The sequence below is a fragment of the Actinomyces sp. ICM39 genome, from assembly GCF_000282935.1.
Classification (GTDB): Bacteria; Actinomycetota; Actinomycetes; order Actinomycetales; family Actinomycetaceae; genus Pauljensenia; species Pauljensenia odontolytica_B.
Genome location: NZ_ALCB01000042.1, coordinates 24,725 through 43,398, shown reverse-complemented (window position 1 = coordinate 43,398; position 18,674 = coordinate 24,725). Strand labels below are relative to the sequence as shown.

Sequence of the window (18,674 nt, the reverse complement as noted above, 5' to 3'; positions counted from 1 at the left end):
ATGTGCTTACGCATTGGTGGAGGAGGCTCCGGCCTCGTCTCACATGCAAAAAGCTATGACTTCAGTTCATGTCGGTTCATGCGTGTAACTATTCTCATGTTTACAGTTACAACATAAGCACCTACAATCACGACTGTCACATCAGCAACTTGAAGGATCACTATGCGCTCCTCGTGGAGGACCATCGTCGCCGGGCTCACCCTGGCCCTCGGCGCAGCCGCAGCGGCCCTCGTGCCGCCCGCGCACGCAGCAGGCATCACGATCGCCATCGACCCCGGGCACGGCGGCTCCGACCCCGGCGCGGTCGCAAACGGCCTGCGTGAGAAGGACCTGACCCTCGCGGTCTCGCTGGCCCTGAAGGAAGAACTGGAAAGCTACGACGGCGTCCGCGTCGTTATGACCCGCACGACGGACACCCGTCCCTCGGAAAACATCAGCACCGACCTGTCGAGCCGCGTCGAGATGGCCGCAGCCGCGGATGCGGACGCCCTCGTCTCCATCCACTTCAACTCGGGCGCGCCCATCGCGAAGGGCGCGGAGGTCTGGTACGCGAACTCTTCCTCGTACAACTACGGCACCCACACGCAGGGCCGCACCCTGTCCAACGCCATCCAGAAGCAGCTGACCGGCCTCGGGCTGGCTGATCGCGGCATCAAGACGCGTGACAACCCCTACTACGACTACCCGGATGGCTCGACCGGCGACTACTACGCCATCATCCGCCAGGCTCGCGAAGAGAACATGACCGGCGTCATCGTCGAGCATGCCTTCGTGACCTCTGCATCCGACGCAGCCCTCCTGCGCGATGAGAACTTCGTGCGTTCCCTCGGTATCGCCGACGCGACCGGCATCGCCCAGGCGTACGGCCTGAGCAAGGGCACCTGGCGTGCCACGGGCGACTCCTGGAGCTTCATCTCCAACGGCGCGGCCAAGACCGGCTGGTTCTCTGCCGGCGGTCGCTGGTACTGGGCTGGCTCTAACAAGCAGACGATCCGCGGATGGTCCACCATCAACGGTCGCCGCTACTTCTTCGATGACTCCACCGCCATGGTGACGGGCTGGAAGAAGGAAGACGGCAAGTGGTACTACCTGCGTCCCGCCGGCGACATGGCCACCGGCTGGGTGAAGGTCGCCGGCTCCTGGTACTACATGAACGCCGACGGCGTCATGGTTACCGGCTGGCTCAAGGATGGCAACGACTGGTACTGGCTGCGCGCCAACGGTGCGGCCGCGATTGGCTGGACCAACGTCGATGGCGCCTGGTACCTCTTCGAGGAGGACGCGCGCATGCTCACCGGCTGGCAGCTGACTGAGGATGACAACCGCTGGTACTACATGCGATCCAGCGGCCAGATGGTCACCGGCTGGCTCCTCGACGCCGGCAAGTGGTACTACCTGGATGGTGAGGGCGCCATGATGACCGGATGGACCAAGGTGGGCGACACCTGGTACCACCTGAACTCCTCCGGCGCGATGAGCACCGGCTGGCTCCTGGACGGTGCCTGGTACTGGCTGGACCCGAACTCGGGCGCCATGGCGACGGGTACGGTCACCGTTGAGGGCCGCGCATCGAACTTTGCTTCCTCCGGCGCGTGGCTGGGCTACGCGGACGGCAGCGAGGCTCCGGCGGCCTCCCGCAGCGCCTCGCGCAGCGCCTCCGTCACGAACGCCTCCGGTCAGCGCCTCATCATGAGTGCCCCCACTGCCTCGCGCGCGGAGATTATCGACGCGATGGAAGATGCCTGGGATCAGGCCGGCTACAGCTACCCGAGCGCCCTGGCCGCTGGCGGTGCGCCGACGATCCGCGACTTCGCGTCCATCGTCTACGACGAGGCCGTGGCCGAGGGCGTGTCCCCCGAGCTGGTCTTCGTCCAGGCGATGAAGGAGACGGGCTGGCTGCGATTCGGCGGCGACGTGACCGTCAGCCAGTACAACTTCTCCGGCATTGGCGCGGTCGGCGGCGGCGCGAAGGGCGCCTCCTTCCCGGACGTTCGCACCGGCATCCGCGCCCAGGTCCAGCACCTGCGCGCCTACGCGGACTCCTCGGCGACCACGGCGTCGCTCGCGAACGCGGTCGTCGACCCGCGCTTCACCTACGTGCGCAAGGGCGCGGCCCCCGTGGTCGAGTACCTGGGCATTCAGGAGAACCCCAACCGCACCGGCTGGGCCGCAGCCAAGAACTACGGCTACGACCTGGTGTCCATGATGAAGGCGTACTTCTGAGAGTTCTTCCGTGACGAGGCCGGGGCCGGCTGCGCGATTCAGCGTGGCTGGCCCCGGCCTCGTTTATCTGCGGCGCGCACATATGGTGCCCTCCGGTGCGGCATCTGCGTGACCGACTACAATCTCAAAGAGCAGTGTGTTCCCACGGCCTCGTGCTGTGGACCGCCTGAGCTGCGGACAACTACGTGTCAACGACTTCGAATGGAGGTGCCCGGGCGATGAGCTCCTACAGCAAGACGTACGCGTCTGATCCTCAGCTCTGGGACGCGGACGCGAGCTTCCTGCTGAAGTGCCAGTACACAGACGGGACGCAGGCAGTCATCCTGTCCGGATGGCACCGCCGGGCCATGGAATTCGAGAATCCGATCGTTCTGCCCCCGCTGGACGATGGTGAGAGCTACCGGTACTGCCCCATCGGCGCAGATCCCCATCGCGAGAATCCGTGGAACGACATCGACAGGTACGAGCTCGAGGTGTCGCTCGATGGCGCGCACGACGGCGAAATCTCCTCGCTCCTCGACAAGCTCATGGCGCCGACCGTCGCTCACGCGCTGATGGCTTCCATGCCGGAGATGATCCAGCGGGTGTCGGCGAACAAAACGAACGTGCCCCTGCAGATCGATGACGACACGAGGATTAGGTACGTCGATCTGCTGACCCAGAACCTGCCGGCCCGATCCGGTGATACCTCCGAGCCGCTTCGCGCCCTTCATCGCTGGTGCCGGATTTTCGACATGGGCAACGGCACCGTCTCGATCTATCAGCCGGTCTCGCCAGACCAGCTCGACAACCTTCGCTGGCCACACAACGGCATCTGGCTGAACCGCGGACAGGCATACTTCACCGAGCTGTCGGACGTGGGCAACATCGTTGAGGCATTCTCGATCCCCATCAAGTACGAGCAATACAACCTCGAGAACTGGCGGATTGAGTTCGAATTCTGGGAGAACGAGCCCTTCCAGATCATGATCAGCGACGATTCGGAGGAAGCCACGCAGCGCCTCGGGCGGGCGCAGCGAGAAATCGGCGTACTCTCGCAGTTCGTGACCACGGCGTTCCTCGTGTCCAGGAACCTCGAACGCCGTTCCAAGGTCAACGAACTCGTGACCGGGAACGAGGCCCTGCAGGGCCTTGCGACGCGCAAGGTCGCCGAACTCAAGGCGACGATCGAAGAATACCGACGGCTGCTCGAGCGGGCGTCCGGCCTGCTCGCGAACACCGCTCAGTCCGTCCAGGCCGTCGCGAACCAGGAAAACGCCGAGGCCGCGCAGCGAACGAACACGTTCCTCACCTTCGCGTCCGCAGTCTTTTTCGTCCCGACGCTCATCATCTCTTTCTTCTCGATGTCCATCATTGGCCTCAACCAGGGCGAAACTCTTCCCTCGCTCTGGTTCGTGCTCGCCCTGTGCCTGGCGAGCGTGGTCGTCGCGATCGGCGTTCTCGTTGTCTTGAGGCGTCAGCTGAGGAAGAGTCGACACAAGGCCCCAAGGAGGCGATGACGATGTTCTCCACCATCACGTCAGGCGAGATCCGGCAGGCGCTGGAGCACGTGTCGCGCCAGTACCTGGCGGGCAACCTCTCTCGGCCCCAGGCGGTCGCACACTACGACACGAGCGATCTGGAAATCGGGATCACGTCCTATTCCGACGATGCGAGCGAGCAGCCGCACTTTCATACGCAGGCCACCGAGTACCAGTACATGCTGTCCGGGTGGACACAGTACCTGGACACGGACACCGGCGAGGAGCACGAGTTCCGTTCGGGCGACTTCTACGTCATCGAACCCGGGACGACATACGCGCAGCGCTCGAAGCGGGGGACGCAGATCCTCTTCATCAAGGTTCCCTCCACGAATGACAAGAACGTCGTCACCCCTGGCCCGGATGTCGAGGCCTGGCTGGCCTCGGCCCTGAGGACGACGCGCGTGGACTACTCGCACGCTCCCGATGCGCCGGCTGCCAACTCGATCGTCCCCGCCGCAGCGGTCGCCATCGAGCGCGAGGGGCACATCCTCATGCTCCAGCGACGGGACAGTGGGAATTGGACGCTCCCGGGCGGCACCCTCGAACTCGGCGAAAGCCTCGCCGAGTGCGCGGTCCGCGAGCTCAAGGAGGAGACCGGCCTCGACGTGCGGGTGACCGGGATTGTCGGCACCTACACGGACCCGGACGTGCGCATCGCATACTCCGACGGGGAAGTGCGCCAGGAGTTCACCGTCGTTTTTCACGGGGTGTCTGAGGGCCACGAGGTGTCCCTCGACTCTGAATCCACGGGTTTCCGATGGGTGCCGAAGGAGAAGCTCCTCGATCTGAGCCTCGCGGACTCTCAGCGTCGCAGGCTCGAGGATCTCCTGCGGTATCTGGCCGACGGTACGCAAAGGATCGCATGATGAACGACTCGACGCCGGCAATCGGCATGGATGAGAACCGGCTGCGCCACTGCCGCGGCGTGGGGATGAAGGCCTCCGAGCTGGGGCGGACCCTGTTTGGCTGGTCGGACGACAAGTGCCGCGAGATGTTCGTGATGGGCTACCTGCATGATGTCGGCTATCAATTCGCTCAGGAACAGTCCGAGCACGAGGAACTCGGAGGTGCGCTGCTGCGCTCCCTGGGGTTCACGTACTGGGCGGAGATCTTCCATCACGGCGATCCCGACAGCAACTACCAGTCGGATGAGCTCCTGGTGCTTAACCTGGCGGACATGTTGACGTCGAGGGACGGCAGCGCCACGACCATCCCTGCGCGCCTGACGGACATCGCGAGTCGCTACGGCGTTGAATCAACGCAGTACGTGGCGGCGAAGAAGCTTGCAGACGTGCTCGTCGCGCAGGTGCGGGAGATCGACGGTTCGCAGGAGATCCTCAGCCAGCTCGTGTAGGCCTCTCAAGGGGGCTAGCTTCTCCAGGTATCTCAGGGGCTTTCATCGCTTTCGACGAGGCTGGGGCCTCTCGGGTGGGAACGTGCGGTCATCGCTGGCTTGCCTCACCCTTTCATCTCGCATGCAATTTCCATGAGGTCTGTTTTCTAGTGTCAAGAAAACGTTGGAATATCAACGTTGCGGTTTCAAAAGTTGAAAGAGCTGCCGGGGAATTGCATGCGGAATTGGTAGGGATGCGTAGCGCATGCTCCGGTGATACTGCGCTCCGGTGCTTGAGCGTCTACAGCTACCCCCGACCGCTCGTACGCGGATAGGTTGTGCGCATGCGGATAGGTTATTCAGATGCGGATAGGTTACTAACCTATCCGCATGCTTCTAACCTATCCGTATCCTCGTAACCTATCCGCGTTCGTACGCCCGGCCGTGCGACGGTCGGCGTGCAGACGCGTTCGGGGCAGCGTCAATGGTGAGAACAGGCGAACCGCGTACGCAGTGAACGCGGACAGAGCAACGGCCCCGAGCACCTGTCGGTGCCCGGGGCCTGTCTCGTACGCGTAGAGGTCAGCCGCGCAGAGAAGCGACGTAGGAGTCGATGCGCTGCGAGGAATCCTCGGGGGTGAAGCCCGCGTCCTTGATCTTCGTCAGGTCCAGGACGGAGGACAGGGGGCGTGGAGCCACCTCGCGGCCCGCGAAGTACTCATCCGTCGTCACCTCGGTGACGTCTTCCGGATTACGGCCGCACAGCTCGAATACGCGCTTGGCGATCTGCGCCCAACTCATGATCGGTCCCTCGCCCGACAGGTTGTAGGTGCCGAAGGGGGCGTCGCTGGTCAGCAGGTGAATAATGCCCTTAGCCAGGTCGGAGGTGAAGGTCAGGCGACCCACCTGGTCGGACACGACCGAGGGGGAGGTGCCCTGATCCGCCAGGGACGCCATGGTCTTCAAGAAGTTCTTGCCATCGCCCACAACCCAGGAGGTGCGCACGATGTAGTGCTTCGGCGTCGAGGCCACAGCGGCGTCGCCGCCCGCCTTCGACTGGCCGTACGCGCCCAGGGGAGAAGGGGCCTCGTCCTCGAGGTGCACGTCCTGCGTGCCATCGAAGACGTACTCCGTCGAGATGTGAACCATCGTCGCGCCGTGAGCCGTGGCCTCGCGCGCCAGGAGCGCCGGTCCTGTCGAGTTTGCCTGCCAGGTCGCGCGGCGACCCTCGGGCGTCTCAGCGCCGTCCACGTTCGTCCACGCGGCCGCGTTGATCACCACGTCGATGTCGTCCCACGGCATAGCGGCCACCTGCTCGGCGTCGGAAATCGACACCTCGGGCAGGTCCACGCCCGTCACCGTGAAGCCGGCCTCGGGCAGCGCGCGCATGAGCTCGCGGCCCAGCTGGCCGTTCGCGCCGGTCACGAGCGCGCGGCGACCCACGGGAGCCGGGGCAGGGAAGGGGGTCACGTCCGCCATGCGCGGGTGAGCCTTGTCCTTGTCGGACAGGATGGCGCGCTCGAGCGGGATCGGCCAATCCACGGCGGCCGTCTCGTCAGCCAGGTTCAGGAAGGTGTAGCGCGCATCCGGCGACCAGTGGTCGTTGACCAGGTACGTGTAGGCCGTGTTCGGCTCCAGGGTCTGGTAGGAGTTGCCCACGCCCTTGGGGACGAACACCGCGACGCCCGGATCGATGATCGTCGTGTAGACGGTGCCGAAGGAGGGTCCCTCTCGCAGGTCCACCCACGCGCCAAACACGCGGCCGGTCGCGACCGACACGAACTTGTCCCACGGCTCCGCGTGAATGCCTCGCGTCACCCCAACCTCGTCGTTGAACGAGATGTTGTTCTGCACGGGCTGGAAATCCGGCAGGCCCAGCGCGACCATCTTCTCGCGCTGCCAATTCTCCTTGAACCAGCCTCGGTTATCGCCGTGAACAGTCAGATCAATGCGCAAAAAGCCGGGGATCGGCGTGGTCGTAATCCCCAGGGGCTTAGCGGTGGGCGCCATGGTTCTTCCTTACGTGCGTGGTTTTTGTGCGGACGCAACATTCCATGTAAATACTATCCGATCTGCACCCCCGCGGCGGTGTGCGCCGCCCCATGGGCGCGCGGAGGGGCAAAGTTGTGGAAAAATACTGTTGTATAGGGATAATTGTCAACGACGCGCGACCCACACGAGGACGCGCCGGGAAGCGGAGGCAACATGAAAGGCATCATCCTGGCGGGCGGCTCGGGCACCCGTCTCAACCCGATTACGCTGGGGACATCGAAGCAGCTCGTCCCCGTCTACGACAAGCCGATGATCTACTACCCGCTGTCTACCCTCATGCTGGCGGGCATTTCTGAGGTCCTCGTCATCACGACCCCCCACGACGCTCCGTCGTTCCACCGCCTGCTCGGCGATGGCAGCCAGCTCGGCGTCAACATCTCCTACGCTGTCCAGCACGAGCCCAACGGCCTCGCGCAGGCCTTCGTGCTCGGCGCCGATCACGTGGGCGACGACAGCGCTGCCCTGGTCTTGGGTGACAACATCTTCTACGGCCCCGGCATGGGTGCCCAGCTGCGCCGCCACGTCGATCCCGACGGCGGTGCCGTCTTCGCCTACCACGTGTCCAACCCGCGTGAGTACGGCGTCGTGGAATTCGACGAGGAGTTCAACGCGCTGTCCATCGAGGAAAAGCCCGAGCACCCCAAGTCGAACTACGCGGTGCCCGGCCTGTACTTCTACGACAACGACGTGGTCGAGATCGCCCGCAACCTCAAGCCGAGCGCGCGCGGCGAGTACGAGATTACCGACGTGAACCGCTCCTACCTCGAGGCTGGCAAGCTCAAGGTTGAGGTCCTGCCGCGCGGCACCGCGTGGCTCGATACAGGCACGTTCGACTCTCTCGCTGACGCCACCGCTTTCGTGCGCACGGTCGAGGCCCGCCAGGGCATGAAGATCGGCGCCCCCGAAGAGGTCGCATGGCGTATGGGCTTCATTGACGACGAGGGCCTGCGCCAGCGTGCCGAGCCCCTGGTCAAGTCCGGCTACGGCGCCTACCTGCTCGAGCTGCTTGAGCGAGAGGGTCGCTGAGTGAGCCGTCCCAGTGCTCAGTCCCGCCTGCTCATCGTTATCCCCGCGTGGAACGAGGAGGAGGTGCTCGGTGATGTCCTCGAGATGGTGAAGGTTGAAAAGCCTTCCTTCGCGGACATCCTCGTGGTCTCCGACGGGTCGACGGACGCGACAGCCGATATCGCGCGCGCTGCGGGCGTGGCCGTCCTTGACCTGCCGCTCAACCTGGGGGTCGGTGGTGCGATGCGTGCTGGCTTCCAGTACGCGCGGCGTATGGGCTACGAGTATGCGTGTCAGCTCGACGCGGACGGTCAGCACGATCCGCGCGAGATCGAGACGCTCATTGAGACGGCCTCGAGCGAGCACGCGGACGTCGTCATCGGCTCGCGTTTCGCGGGTAAGGGCAACTACCACGCGCGAGGCCCGCGCAAGTGGGCGATGAACCTTTTCTCGTTCATCCTCTCGCGCGTGTGTGAGACTCATTTGAGCGATACGACCAGTGGTTTCAAGCTGTACGGTCCCCGTGCGCTCTCGCTGTTCGCGCATAACTACCCGGCCGAGTATCTGGGTGACACGATCGGTGCGCTCGTCATCGCGGCGCGCTCGCACCTGGTCGTGCGTGAGGTCGGTGTGCAGATGCACCCGCGTGCTGGCGGCGAGCCCTCTCACAATCCGATCAAATCGGCGCTCTTCCTGGTGCGCGCGACGATGGCCCTGGCGGTCTCTCTGTCGCGCCCCGGTGAGAAGGTCGCCCAGGTGCCGGAGGAGGACGCATGAGCCCCACGTATGTGCTTGGACTGGTGTTCGCGATCATCATCCTGGTGATGGTGTTCGTCAAGATGCGTAACTCGGGCCTGAAGGAACGCTACGGCCTGTGGTGGTACTGCATCGCCTTCTTCACGGCGCTGCTGTCCATCTTCCCGCCGATCCTGAAGTGGAGTGCGATCCAGCTGGGCGTTGCCGTCCCGCTGAACCTCGGGTTCTTCGTGGCCGGCGTGGTGCTGCTGTTGCTGTCGCTGCGTTTTTCCGTGGATCTGTCGCGTTCGGATGAGGATCGTCGACGCCTGACTGAGGAGGCGGCGATCCTGCGCCTCCAGCTGGAGGATCTGCAGAGTCGCGTCGAGGCTCTTGAGGCGTCGCGCCAGGGGGATGATCAGTCCCGCTGATGCGCTCACTCCGTGCTCGCAGTCGATTGAACGAGGCCGGGGCCCGTCGGGTGTAGACCTGACGGGCCCCGGTTCGTCATGTGGGAGCGCCCCTGGTGGGTGGTCCTCGGGTGGTGCGGGACTGTCAGCGCAGCAGCGTGCCGTCCGGGCCGAGGCTGAGGCGCTCGGTCGGGGCTGCGGGGTCGACCTCGCCCTCGGCGAGCTTGCGTTTGAGGGCGGAGGCGGGGCGCGACACGGGGACGGTGTCTTCGCCGGTGGTCTCCTCGTCGCTCTCGTCCGCGGCGCTTGGCGTCGGTTTCGTGGCGTTGATCGGCGAGGCGGAGGGGGATTCGACGGGGGTCAGGGAGATACGAGCCCCCATCGCGGAGGCGTGTGAGGGCAGCAACGGCTCGCCGTCCAGGTCCTTGGCGAGGTCGTCGAGCATTGTGCGGGCCTCGTCGATGATGGAGGAGTCTTCGGCGTGGAGGCCGTGGACGAGCCAGCGGACCAGGGCGATTTCGCTCATGAGCTGGGCGCGCGTGAAGACGTGCAGGTCGGTGGCGCGGCGCTCGTGCCCGTAGGTCTCGCGGAATCGTTCGAGGAACGCGTCTGAGGCGCTGGCCTGGATCCAGGCGATGTCGAGGGCGGGGTCGCCCACGTGCGCGCTGGTCCACCCGCCGATGGCAAGGAGTGAGCCGCGCTTGACCGACAGGCAGCGTTCCTGGATATCTCCGTGGACGGGTGCGGAGGGGAATCGCCACAGTGAGACGTCTTCGAGGGCAGCCTCCCAGCGGCTCCACAGGGCGGCGGGGATGGCGACCTCGCGGGCGGCCTCGTCGAGGAGGGCGAGGTTGCGGTCGCGGCATTCGATGGCCGTGTAGGTGGGCAGGCCGATTGAGGAGAAAACGGTCTCGGGGAGGTTGTGCAGGGCTGCGAGTGCGCGTCCGAGGGACGCGGGCAATAGGGGATCGGTGTCGAGGTCCTCGTCCGTAGGGGCGGAGCCTCCCGGATCGCGGTGAACGTAGACGCTCCCGCCGCGTTCAAGCTTGGTCTGTCCGGCCAGGCGCGGCACGTCAAAGGGGATGTAGTCGTGGTCGTGGGCCTGCCCGAGGCGGTCGAGAATGCCCGAGGTTGCTTCGAGGGCGGGGCCGGAGACCTCCTCGTGGGGGCAGGTGACGATCCAGCGGTTGCCGGCGGCGTCTTCGATGCCGGTCACGGTGGAGAGCTCGTCGCTGTAGGAGGGTGGGCGCAGGGCGGTGACACGCATGCCGGGGACGGCGGCGGTGGCCAGGGCTGCCAGTTCGAGGGGGCTCTTCGCGGAGGTCATTGCCTTAACGTATCGCGGCCTGGGCCCAGGTGCGCCTCCCCGCGCGGAGGCGGGTGAGATTGGGTGGGTGTGGGTTTGCTCCTTGCCGAAAAACTCTGTTACTTTCGACACATTGGCTCGGTCTGTAGCGAGGAGGCACAGCGATGGAAGCCATGACGCGTTCCCTCGCGGCGCGTGTACGCGAGGGCTTGGCCGCGAGCGGCATCGATGCGGCTCGTGACCCTCGGGCGGTGCGCGCCCTGATTCATCGCGCCATCGATCGCTATGCGCCCGACCTGTTGCCGTCGGCCCGCGAGCAGGTCGAAGCAGACCTCATGGACGACATCTGCGGCCTCGGCCCGCTCCAAGCACTCATGGACGATCCGTCGGTCGAGGAAATCTGGATCAACGCCGCCTCACGAGTGTTCGTTGCTCGATCGGGCGTGGCCGAGCTGACCAGCCTCATCCTCACTGACGAGGACGTTCGTGCTCTCGTGGAGAGAATGCTGCACCATTCGGGCCGCCGACTCGACCTGTCGAGTCCGTTTGTGGATGCGATGCTCGCCGGTGGAGAGCGCCTCCACGTCGTCATTCCGCCGGTGACGGGCTCGTCGTGGAGCGTCAACATTCGTAAGCACATCCAGAGGGCGCGCACACTGGAGGACCTGGTCGCGGTGGAGATGATCGCCCCGCCGATGCGTGACTTCCTGGCGGCTTCCGTCAGCTGTGGCCTCTCCGTGCTCGTGTCCGGCGGTACCCAGGCCGGTAAGACGACGCTGCTGCGTGCCCTCGCGGGTGAGCTGCCGCGTTCGCGTCGGGTTATCTCCTGCGAGGAGGTCTTCGAGCTGGGCCTGACGAATTGGGATCACGTTGCGATGCAGACGCGCCCGGCCGGGGCAGAGGGAACGGGAGAGATTACCCTGCGTGACCTCGTGCGCGAATCGCTGCGCATGCGTCCCGAATATCTGATCGTCGGCGAGGTTCGCGGCCCCGAAGCCCTCGACCTGCTCGTTGCCCTCAACGCGGGTGTGCCGGGTATGGCAACCGTGCATGCCAACTCGGCGCGGGAGGCCCTCGACAAGCTCTCGATCCTGCCGCTGCTTGCCGGTGAAAACGTGACGACCGCATTCGTCACACCCACCCTGGCCTCGTCTATTGACCTCGTGTGTCACGTCGAACGCGGCGCGGATGGGCGCCGCTATGTCGCCGAGATTCTCGCGGTGCCCGGGCGTGTCGAGGGGCATCGGATCGAGACGGCTACGCTCTTCACGTACGACGGCACCCGCTGCGAGCGTGGGAGCGGAGGTCTCGACCTGCATGATCGATTCGCGGCGGCCGGCTTCGACCTTGCTTCCCTCCTGGAGTGGGGGACGCTGTGATCGCTATCGTCTGTGGACTCGTGTTCGGGATCGGACTCGTCCTCGCTCTATCCCCGTGGTTCACACCCGCGCCGTCGTGGAAGCCGTGGGGTCCGTGGAAGCGCGTGCGCGACGATGTTGCGCGCGCTCGTGTGCCGGGGCTGACGGCGGCGCGCCTCGTGACGCTGAGCATCGCTATCGGAGCGGTCGTGGCGGTGGTGATTCTCGCCGTGACCGGCGCCTGGCCGGTCGCCCTCATCGTGTCGGCCGGAGCGGCCTGTCTGCCCTACGCCTGGGTGGTTTCTCGGGTGCGCGCGCACGCCAAGACCGTGCGCGCCGCTTGGCCCGAAGTTATCGACGCGATGGTTTCCGGCGTACGCGCGGGCACTTCGCTACCCCAGGTCCTGTGCGACCTCGCCGACGAAGGGCCCATCCCCGTACGCTTCGCCTTCGAGGCCTTCTCCCGCGATTACAGCGCCAACGGGCGTTTCGCTCCCGCGCTGGATCGCATGAAGGAAGAGGTCGGGGATCCCGTCGCCGACCGCATTATCGAGGCGCTACGCATCGCGCGTTCTGTGGGCGGTGCTGACCTCACGCGTCTTCTCCAAGATCTCGCCTCACTCCTGCGCGAGGACGCGCGGGTGCGCGGCGAACTCGAGGCTCGCCAATCCTGGACCGTGGGAGCCGCTCGCCTGGGAATCGCGGCGCCCTGGGTCGTACTCCTCCTTCTGTCGGGTGGGGGTGCGAGCGCCAGCGTGTGGAACTCCCCGGGCGGCATCGCCGTCCTGTGCGCGGGTGCCGGTATCTGCGTGATCGCCTACCTGGCAATGAGAGTGTTGAGCCGGCTCAGCACCGATCCACGCAACCTGGGAGGTGCATCGTGAGCCCCTGGATCATCCGTGTCCTCGACGTGACGGTAGGAATCCTGGCCGCGGGAGGAATCGCCTTTGTGTGTGCGGCGTGGTGTGCGCGTCGGCCCTCCTTCGCTGCGCGCGTCGCACAGGGGCGCGTCAGCGAGGAAGCAGCCTCGCCCCTGACCACCTGGGCTCGCCGCATGAGCGCGGCTGCCCTCGAATCCCTGGGATCTACGACAGAATCCGTCGCGCGCCGCCTCGCACTGGCGGGTATGGCGCCGGAGGTCTCTGTCTTTCGTCTGCGCCAGGCGCTCGCTGGAATCGCCGGCCTCGTCCTCGCGTGCCTCGTCCTGACTGCGCGTCCGGCTTCCTCTCTGCGGGCTTCGATCCTCCCCCTGTGCGCCTGCGCTCTCATCGGCTCACTGCTGGGGGTGGCTGGCATGGACCGTTTCCTCACCTTCCGGGCCCACGCCAGGCAGCGCGCCATCGATGTCGCCGTTCCCGACTGTGCGGAGTTGCTGGCGCTCGCGGTCGCGGCGGGGGAGTCCATTCCAGCCGCTATCGAGCGAGTCGCCGGCTGTGCGGGAGGTCCCCTCGGGGTGGAGCTGTCGCTGACCGCCGGTCATATCCGCAACGGCACGCCCTCCGTGCGAGCGCTCGCCGACCTCGTTGATCGTACTGAATCGCCAGCCCTGACGCGCCTAAGTCGCACGCTCACGACTGCGATTGAGCGAGGCTCGCCCCTGGCCTCGGTCCTGCACGATCAGGCACGCGATCAGCGCGAGCGCTCCCTGGCGGCCCTCATGGAAGAGGGTGGGAGACGAGAGATCGCCATGCTCGTGCCCGTCGTTTTCCTCATCCTGCCCGTCACCGTCATGTTCGCCCTCTACCCGGGGCTCATTGCCCTGGACTTCACCCCCTGACACAGAAAGGAACCTGTCATGAAGAAACTGTTCCTGAGGAAAGAACCCCTTGGGGAGCGCGGTGATGTGCCCGGATGGGTGCTGATCACGCTGATGACGGCAGCGCTCGTCGTCCTTATCTGGGGCGTTGCCTCCGAACGGCTCGTGGAGATCTTTAACCGTGCGATGGACTCGATTTCGGGCATCTGAGGAGGGATCCGAGGTCGTCTCGACGGTCCTCGTTCAAGGACTTGTCGTCCTCGTGATCCTCCTGCTCGCCCAGATCGCCTTTGCCTCGCACGTGCGCACGATGAGCGTGAGCGCCGCGTCCGAGGGGGCGCGTCGTGGTGGTCTGCTGGGTGGTGACGAGGAGGAGGCCGCCGCGCGCACGGGCGAACTCCTCGACTCGCTCGTGGGTGCCGCCAAGGACCGCGAGATCGCCGTGGATCGGGAGAGCGACGCAGGTGTTGACATCCTCGTCGTCACGGTGCGTACTCGTCTGCCCCTCGTGGGTGGCTTTGGGCCGCGCTGGCTCACCGTGCACGGGCGAGCCCTCGTGGAGGGGCCGTGAGTGAGCGTGGGGACGCCAGCGTCGAATTCTTGGGCATCCTGGTCGTCCTTGTCATCCCGGTCCTGTACATCGTGCTCGCGGTTGGCCAGGTGAGCGCCGGTGCGATGGCAGTGGATGCGGGGGCTCGTGAAGCCGCGCGTATCCTCGCAGAAGATTCCGCGCGCGAGTCCGACGCGTCCCATGCCGTGGCCATGATCGTCGAGGACTTTGGGATTGATGCCCAGGCGGACGTGACCGCCAGGTGCGAGGGGTGCGAGGCGGGCGGCGGAGTCGTCGAGGTTCAGGTCGGGGTGCGTGTGCCCCTTCCGTTCATGCCTGCATGGATGGGGAGTGCCGGTATTGGCGTCTCGTCGAGTGCGCGCGTCCCTGTGCGGGAGGTGGTGGCCGATGGATGATGAAGGGCGCGTCGGTATTCTCATGTGCGCCGGGTGCGCATTCGTGTGCGTGTTTCTCTTCGTGTCCATCGCGCTCACCGAGGTGGCGATGCAGGACCGCAGGCTTGTGTCCTGTGCCGATGCCCTCTCCAGTGTTGCTGTTGGCTCATCCTCGTCTGATGACTTCTTCGACACAGGGAATCCGATGGGGGTGGACGAGGCCTCGGCTGGCTCTCGGGTTGAGGACGCGCTGGTCGCGTTGTCGGACTCCACGTGCAAGGTGGGGGAAGGGGTGGTCCTGACCGGGGTGAGCGTGCGCGGCGCCGAGGTGGAGGTCGCGGTACGTGCTCGTCCAACCATCTCGCTGCTGCCGCCGTTCTTGCGTGCAAGCGCAGTCCCTGAGCTCGAAAGGACGTCGAGTGCGCGCCTGCGCGATGCTCAGCCGACGGGCTAAAGGTGGTGTGCGCGACGGTCACATTGTGGGACGGTGAGGGAAGGTCGGGTAAACGAAACGTAAACTTTAGGCCATGAGCAGCTTTGATACATCTCGTCTTTCCCCCGCGCTGGCCTCCGTTTTTGAATCCGTCCAGCGCCGTGACCCCGCCCAGGCCGAGTTCCACCAGGCCGTCTACGAGGTCCTCCTGACCATCGCCCCCCTCGCCGAGCGTCACCCCGAATACGCCGACCTGGCCATCATCGACCGCATCGTCGAGCCCGAGCGCCAGATCCAGTTCCGCGTCCCGTGGGCCGACGACAAGGGCAACATCCACGTGAACCGCGGCTTCCGCGTCGAGTACAACTCCGCCCTCGGCCCCTACAAGGGCGGCCTGCGCTTCCACCCCTCCGTCAACCTGTCGATCATCAAGTTCCTCGGCTTCGAGCAGATCTTCAAGAACGCCCTCACCGGCCTGCCCATGGGTGGCGGCAAGGGCGGCGCGGACTTCGACCCCAAGGGCAAGTCCGACGCCGAGGTCATGCGTTTTTGCCAGTCCTTCATGACTGAGCTCTCCCGCCACATCGGCCCCGACACCGACGTGCCCGCCGGCGACATCGGCGTGGGCGGCCGCGAGATCGGCTACATGTTCGGCCAGTACAAGCGCCTCAAGAACCGCTTCGACGCGGGCGTCCTGACCGGCAAGGGCCTGTCGTGGGGCGGCTCCTATGTGCGCACCGAGGCCACCGGCTACGGCCTCGTCTACTTCGCGGCCGAAATGCTCGCCGCGAAGGGCACCAGCTTCGACGGCAAGCGCGTCGTCGTCTCCGGCTCGGGTAACGTCGCGATCTACGCGACCGAGAAGGCCCAGCAGCTGGGCGCGACCGTCGTCGCCGTGTCCGACTCCTCCGGCTACGTCGTGGACGAGGCCGGCATCGACGTCGCGCTGCTCAAGGACGTCAAGGAGGTGCGTCGTGGACGCGTCTCCGACTACGCGGCCGAGCGCCCCGGCGCCGTCTTCGTGGCCGACGGCTCTATCTGGGACGTCCCCTGTGACGTCGCCCTGCCCTGTGCGACCCAGAATGAGCTGCCCCTGTCCGGCGTCGAGACCCTCATCAAGAACGGCGTCCAGCTGGTCGCCGAGGGCGCGAACATGCCCACGACCCCCGAGGCGATCGAAGCCCTGCAGGCTGCCGGCGTTGCCTACGCCCCCGGCAAGGCCTCCAACGCGGGTGGCGTGGCCACCTCCGGCCTCGAGATGCAGCAGAACTCCGGCCGCACCCAGTGGGCCTTCGAGGAGACCGACGCGAAGCTTCACCAGATCATGGTCGACATCCATGCGACCACCGTCGCCACCGCCGAGGAATACGGCGTCGCGGGCGACTACGTGGCGGGTGCGAACCTGGCGGGCTTCCGCAAGGTGGCCGACGCGATGATCGCGATGGGTCTCATCTGATCCGCTCTCTTTCGGTGCCCCGGCGTCCTGTGTGGCGTCGGGGCACCGTCGTGTCTGAGGTCGGTGGGGGAGTAAGGCCCGCCACCGTCGCCCATTAGCGTTCCTGGTTGGGCGTTCAATCCGCTACCCTGGGTGCGTGGCCATTGAATTTTCTGAAGAGATCCCGTCCCTGCGCACCACGATGGAGAACATCATCGCGGTCGTGCAGCCGGACAAGCTGCGCGAGCAGATCGCCGAGCTGAACGAGAAGGCGGCCGCGCCCGACCTGTGGGACGACCCGAGCGCCGCCCAGGCCGTGACGAGCGCACTCAGCCACCGCCAGAGCGAGCTGGATCGCATTACGCAGATGAGCGAGCGCATCGACGACCTGGAGGCCATGGTGGACATGGCCGCCGAGGACCCGGATGAGGGCGCTGACATCCTCGCCGAGGCCGAAGCCGATCTGGAGAAGCTCCGCAAGGACCTGGGCGACCTGGAGATCCGCACGCTGCTGGACGGCGAGTATGACGAGCGCAACGCCGTCATCACGATCCGAAGCGGCGCGGGCGGCGTGGACGCCGCTGACTTCGCCGAGATCCTTCTGCGCATGTACCTGCGCTGGGCGGAGCGTCACGGCTACCCGACGAAGGTCATGGACACCTCCTACGCGGAAGAGGCTGGCCTGAAGTCGGCGACCTTCGAGGTTCAGGCGCCCTACGCCTACGGCACGCTGAGCGTCGAGGCCGGCACCCACCGCCTCGTGCGCATCAGCCCCTTCGATAACCAGGGCCGCCGCCAGACGTCTTTCGCGGCCGTCGAGGTCATCCCCCTGATCGAGACCACGGACCACATCGAGATTCCCGAGTCCGAGCTGAAGGTGGACGTCTTCCGTTCCTCGGGCCCCGGCGGTCAGTCCGTGAATACGACCGACTCGGCCGTGCGCATGACCCACATCCCCACGGGCATCGTCGTGTCCATGCAGGATGAGAAGTCCCAGATCCAGAACCGTGCGGCCGCCCTGCGAGTCCTGCAGTCCCGCCTCCTCGTGCTGCGTCACGAGGAAGAGCAGGCGAAGAAGAAGGAGCTCGCCGGCGACGTCAAGGCGTCGTGGGGCGATCAGATGCGCTCCTACGTGCTCCAGCCGTATCAGATGGTCAAGGACCTGCGCACCGAGTACGAGTCCGGCAACCCCCAGTCCGTCTTCGATGGCGACATCGACGGCTTCATCAACGCCGGTATTCGCTGGCGCAAGAACGAGCAGAAGGCCGCTCAGGACTGAGCGACGCCCATACGCACTACCCGGCCCTGGCCTCGTCGATTCATGAACGAGGCCGGGGCCGCGCGCATGTCCATGCCCGCCCGGGCGGAGGGCTGAGCGCCACACCGCCTGTTTTCCGCGTGTCGCAGCCGGGTCGTGACCCGATCGTTACCTAATCTGACAGGGACTATTGACCCCGATCGGACGGTCCCATGATTCGTTTTGATGATGTCACCATGGTGTACACGCCAGGTGCCCAGCCCGCGCTGGATCACGTCTCGCTGGAGGTGGAACGCGAAGAATTCGTGTTCCTCGTCGGCAAGTCGGGTTCCGGCAAGTCCACGTTCCTACAGCTCGTCATGCGCGAAATGAAGGCGACCAGCGGCAAGGTGTGGGTGCTCGGCAAGGACGTGTCCAAGCTGTCCACGTGGGCGGTTCCGAAGCTGCGCCGTCAGATCGGCACGGTCTTCCAGGACTTCCGACTGCTGCCCTCCAAGACCGTGTACGAGAACGTCGCGCTGGCCATGCAGGTCATCGGCAAGCCTCGCCACGCGATCGAGACGTCCGTTCCGGACGCCCTCGAGCTGGTGGGCCTGTCCGGCAAGGAATCGCGCCTGCCGCACGAGCTGTCCGGTGGTGAGGAGCAGCGCGTCGCGATCGCGCGCGCCATGGTGAACCGTCCCGAGCTGCTGCTCGCGGACGAGCCCACCGGCAACCTGGATCCGGAGACGTCGCTGGGCATCATGCGCCTCCTGGACCGAATCAACCGCACGGGAACGACCGTCGTCATGGCTACCCACGACGCGGACATCGTCAACCAGATGCGTAAGCGAGTCATCGAGCTTGAGGCCGGCGACGTCATCCGCGACCAGAACCGCGGCGTCTACGGGGCCGGGAGGTAA

19 protein-coding genes are annotated in these 18,674 nt (G+C 65.7%); 17 read left to right on the top strand and 2 right to left on the bottom strand.

Annotated elements, in window-relative coordinates:
* Positions 1 to 162: 162 nt before the first annotated feature.
* From HMPREF1137_RS02320 to HMPREF1137_RS02305, 4 genes are all read left to right on the top strand, one after another.
* Complete coding sequence (locus tag HMPREF1137_RS02320) at positions 163 to 2,223, top strand: N-acetylmuramoyl-L-alanine amidase (RefSeq protein ID WP_007588483.1); 2,061 nt, start codon at positions 163 to 165, stop codon at positions 2,221 to 2,223.
* Positions 2,224 to 2,441: 218 nt separating this feature from the next.
* Positions 2,442 to 3,722: a CorA family divalent cation transporter gene (locus HMPREF1137_RS02315; RefSeq protein ID WP_034496400.1), complete on the top strand. Its 1,281-nt coding sequence runs from the start codon at positions 2,442 to 2,444 to the stop codon at positions 3,720 to 3,722.
* Positions 3,719 to 4,612: an NUDIX domain-containing protein gene (locus tag HMPREF1137_RS09740; protein ID WP_007588439.1), complete on the top strand. Its 894-nt coding sequence runs from the start codon at positions 3,719 to 3,721 to the stop codon at positions 4,610 to 4,612. The genes HMPREF1137_RS02315 and HMPREF1137_RS09740 overlap by 4 nt, the downstream gene beginning before the upstream one ends.
* The gene (locus HMPREF1137_RS02305; protein ID WP_231284000.1) at positions 4,612 to 5,100 is read left to right on the top strand and encodes an HD domain-containing protein; all 489 of its coding nucleotides are present in this window, start codon (positions 4,612 to 4,614) and stop codon (positions 5,098 to 5,100) included. The genes HMPREF1137_RS09740 and HMPREF1137_RS02305 overlap by 1 nt, the downstream gene beginning before the upstream one ends.
* Before the next feature lie 561 nt (positions 5,101 to 5,661).
* On the opposite strand, the gene HMPREF1137_RS02300 is transcribed toward HMPREF1137_RS02305, so the two are convergent.
* Positions 5,662 to 7,089, bottom strand: coding sequence for a sugar nucleotide-binding protein (locus HMPREF1137_RS02300; RefSeq protein WP_007588411.1), 1,428 nt, complete (start codon positions 7,087 to 7,089; stop codon positions 5,662 to 5,664).
* A 195-nt stretch (positions 7,090 to 7,284) separates the two neighbouring features.
* Here HMPREF1137_RS02300 and rfbA point away from each other — a divergent pair, with 195 nt between their 5' ends.
* Genes rfbA through HMPREF1137_RS02285 form a run of 3 tightly spaced genes read left to right on the top strand, consistent with a single transcriptional unit; the run spans position 7,285 to position 9,302 of the window.
* The gene (gene rfbA, locus HMPREF1137_RS02295; protein ID WP_007588405.1) at positions 7,285 to 8,157 is read left to right on the top strand and encodes a glucose-1-phosphate thymidylyltransferase RfbA; all 873 of its coding nucleotides are present in this window, start codon (positions 7,285 to 7,287) and stop codon (positions 8,155 to 8,157) included.
* Positions 8,158 to 8,913, top strand: a complete 756-nt coding sequence (locus tag HMPREF1137_RS02290) for a glycosyltransferase family 2 protein (RefSeq protein WP_007588447.1) — start codon at positions 8,158 to 8,160, stop codon at positions 8,911 to 8,913.
* Positions 8,910 to 9,302 (top strand): DUF2304 domain-containing protein, encoded by a 393-nt coding sequence (locus tag HMPREF1137_RS02285; protein WP_007588521.1) that lies wholly within the window; start codon positions 8,910 to 8,912, stop codon positions 9,300 to 9,302. Before HMPREF1137_RS02290 ends, HMPREF1137_RS02285 begins: the two co-directional genes overlap by 4 nt.
* Before the next feature lie 124 nt (positions 9,303 to 9,426).
* Here HMPREF1137_RS02285 and HMPREF1137_RS02280 read toward each other — a convergent pair whose 3' ends face one another.
* Positions 9,427 to 10,608, bottom strand: coding sequence for a phosphotransferase (locus tag HMPREF1137_RS02280; protein ID WP_007588498.1), 1,182 nt, complete (start codon positions 10,606 to 10,608; stop codon positions 9,427 to 9,429).
* A gap of 143 nt (positions 10,609 to 10,751) precedes the next feature.
* On the opposite strand from HMPREF1137_RS02280, the gene HMPREF1137_RS02275 reads away from it, so the two are divergent.
* The 10 genes from HMPREF1137_RS02275 (at position 10,752) to ftsE (ending at position 18,674) form a co-directional block, all read left to right on the top strand.
* Positions 10,752 to 11,966 (top strand): TadA family conjugal transfer-associated ATPase, encoded by a 1,215-nt coding sequence (locus HMPREF1137_RS02275; RefSeq protein WP_007588503.1) that lies wholly within the window; start codon positions 10,752 to 10,754, stop codon positions 11,964 to 11,966.
* Positions 11,963 to 12,829, top strand: coding sequence for a type II secretion system F family protein (locus tag HMPREF1137_RS02270; RefSeq protein WP_007588406.1), 867 nt, complete (start codon positions 11,963 to 11,965; stop codon positions 12,827 to 12,829). The genes HMPREF1137_RS02275 and HMPREF1137_RS02270 overlap by 4 nt, the downstream gene beginning before the upstream one ends.
* Positions 12,826 to 13,722: a type II secretion system F family protein gene (locus HMPREF1137_RS02265; protein WP_007588408.1), complete on the top strand. Its 897-nt coding sequence runs from the start codon at positions 12,826 to 12,828 to the stop codon at positions 13,720 to 13,722. The genes HMPREF1137_RS02270 and HMPREF1137_RS02265 overlap by 4 nt, the downstream gene beginning before the upstream one ends.
* 18 nt (positions 13,723 to 13,740) lie before the next feature.
* A complete protein-coding gene (locus HMPREF1137_RS10360; protein ID WP_007588420.1) occupies positions 13,741 to 13,911 on the top strand; it encodes a hypothetical protein in 171 nt (56 codons plus the stop codon).
* Positions 13,883 to 14,272, top strand: coding sequence for a hypothetical protein (locus HMPREF1137_RS02255; protein ID WP_034496397.1), 390 nt, complete (start codon positions 13,883 to 13,885; stop codon positions 14,270 to 14,272). Before HMPREF1137_RS10360 ends, HMPREF1137_RS02255 begins: the two co-directional genes overlap by 29 nt.
* A complete protein-coding gene (locus tag HMPREF1137_RS02250; RefSeq protein ID WP_007588514.1) occupies positions 14,269 to 14,667 on the top strand; it encodes a hypothetical protein in 399 nt (132 codons plus the stop codon). Before HMPREF1137_RS02255 ends, HMPREF1137_RS02250 begins: the two co-directional genes overlap by 4 nt.
* Positions 14,660 to 15,100 (top strand): hypothetical protein, encoded by a 441-nt coding sequence (locus HMPREF1137_RS02245; protein WP_007588462.1) that lies wholly within the window; start codon positions 14,660 to 14,662, stop codon positions 15,098 to 15,100. Before HMPREF1137_RS02250 ends, HMPREF1137_RS02245 begins: the two co-directional genes overlap by 8 nt.
* A gap of 73 nt (positions 15,101 to 15,173) precedes the next feature.
* Positions 15,174 to 16,535 (top strand): NADP-specific glutamate dehydrogenase, encoded by a 1,362-nt coding sequence (gene gdhA / locus HMPREF1137_RS02240; RefSeq protein WP_007588471.1) that lies wholly within the window; start codon positions 15,174 to 15,176, stop codon positions 16,533 to 16,535.
* 136 nt (positions 16,536 to 16,671) lie between these two features.
* Positions 16,672 to 17,793: a peptide chain release factor 2 gene (gene prfB / locus HMPREF1137_RS02235; RefSeq protein WP_003794356.1), complete on the top strand. Its 1,122-nt coding sequence runs from the start codon at positions 16,672 to 16,674 to the stop codon at positions 17,791 to 17,793.
* A gap of 191 nt (positions 17,794 to 17,984) precedes the next feature.
* On the top strand, positions 17,985 to 18,674 hold the full coding sequence (gene ftsE, locus HMPREF1137_RS02230; RefSeq protein ID WP_007588428.1) for a cell division ATP-binding protein FtsE: 690 nt from the start codon (positions 17,985 to 17,987) through the stop codon (positions 18,672 to 18,674).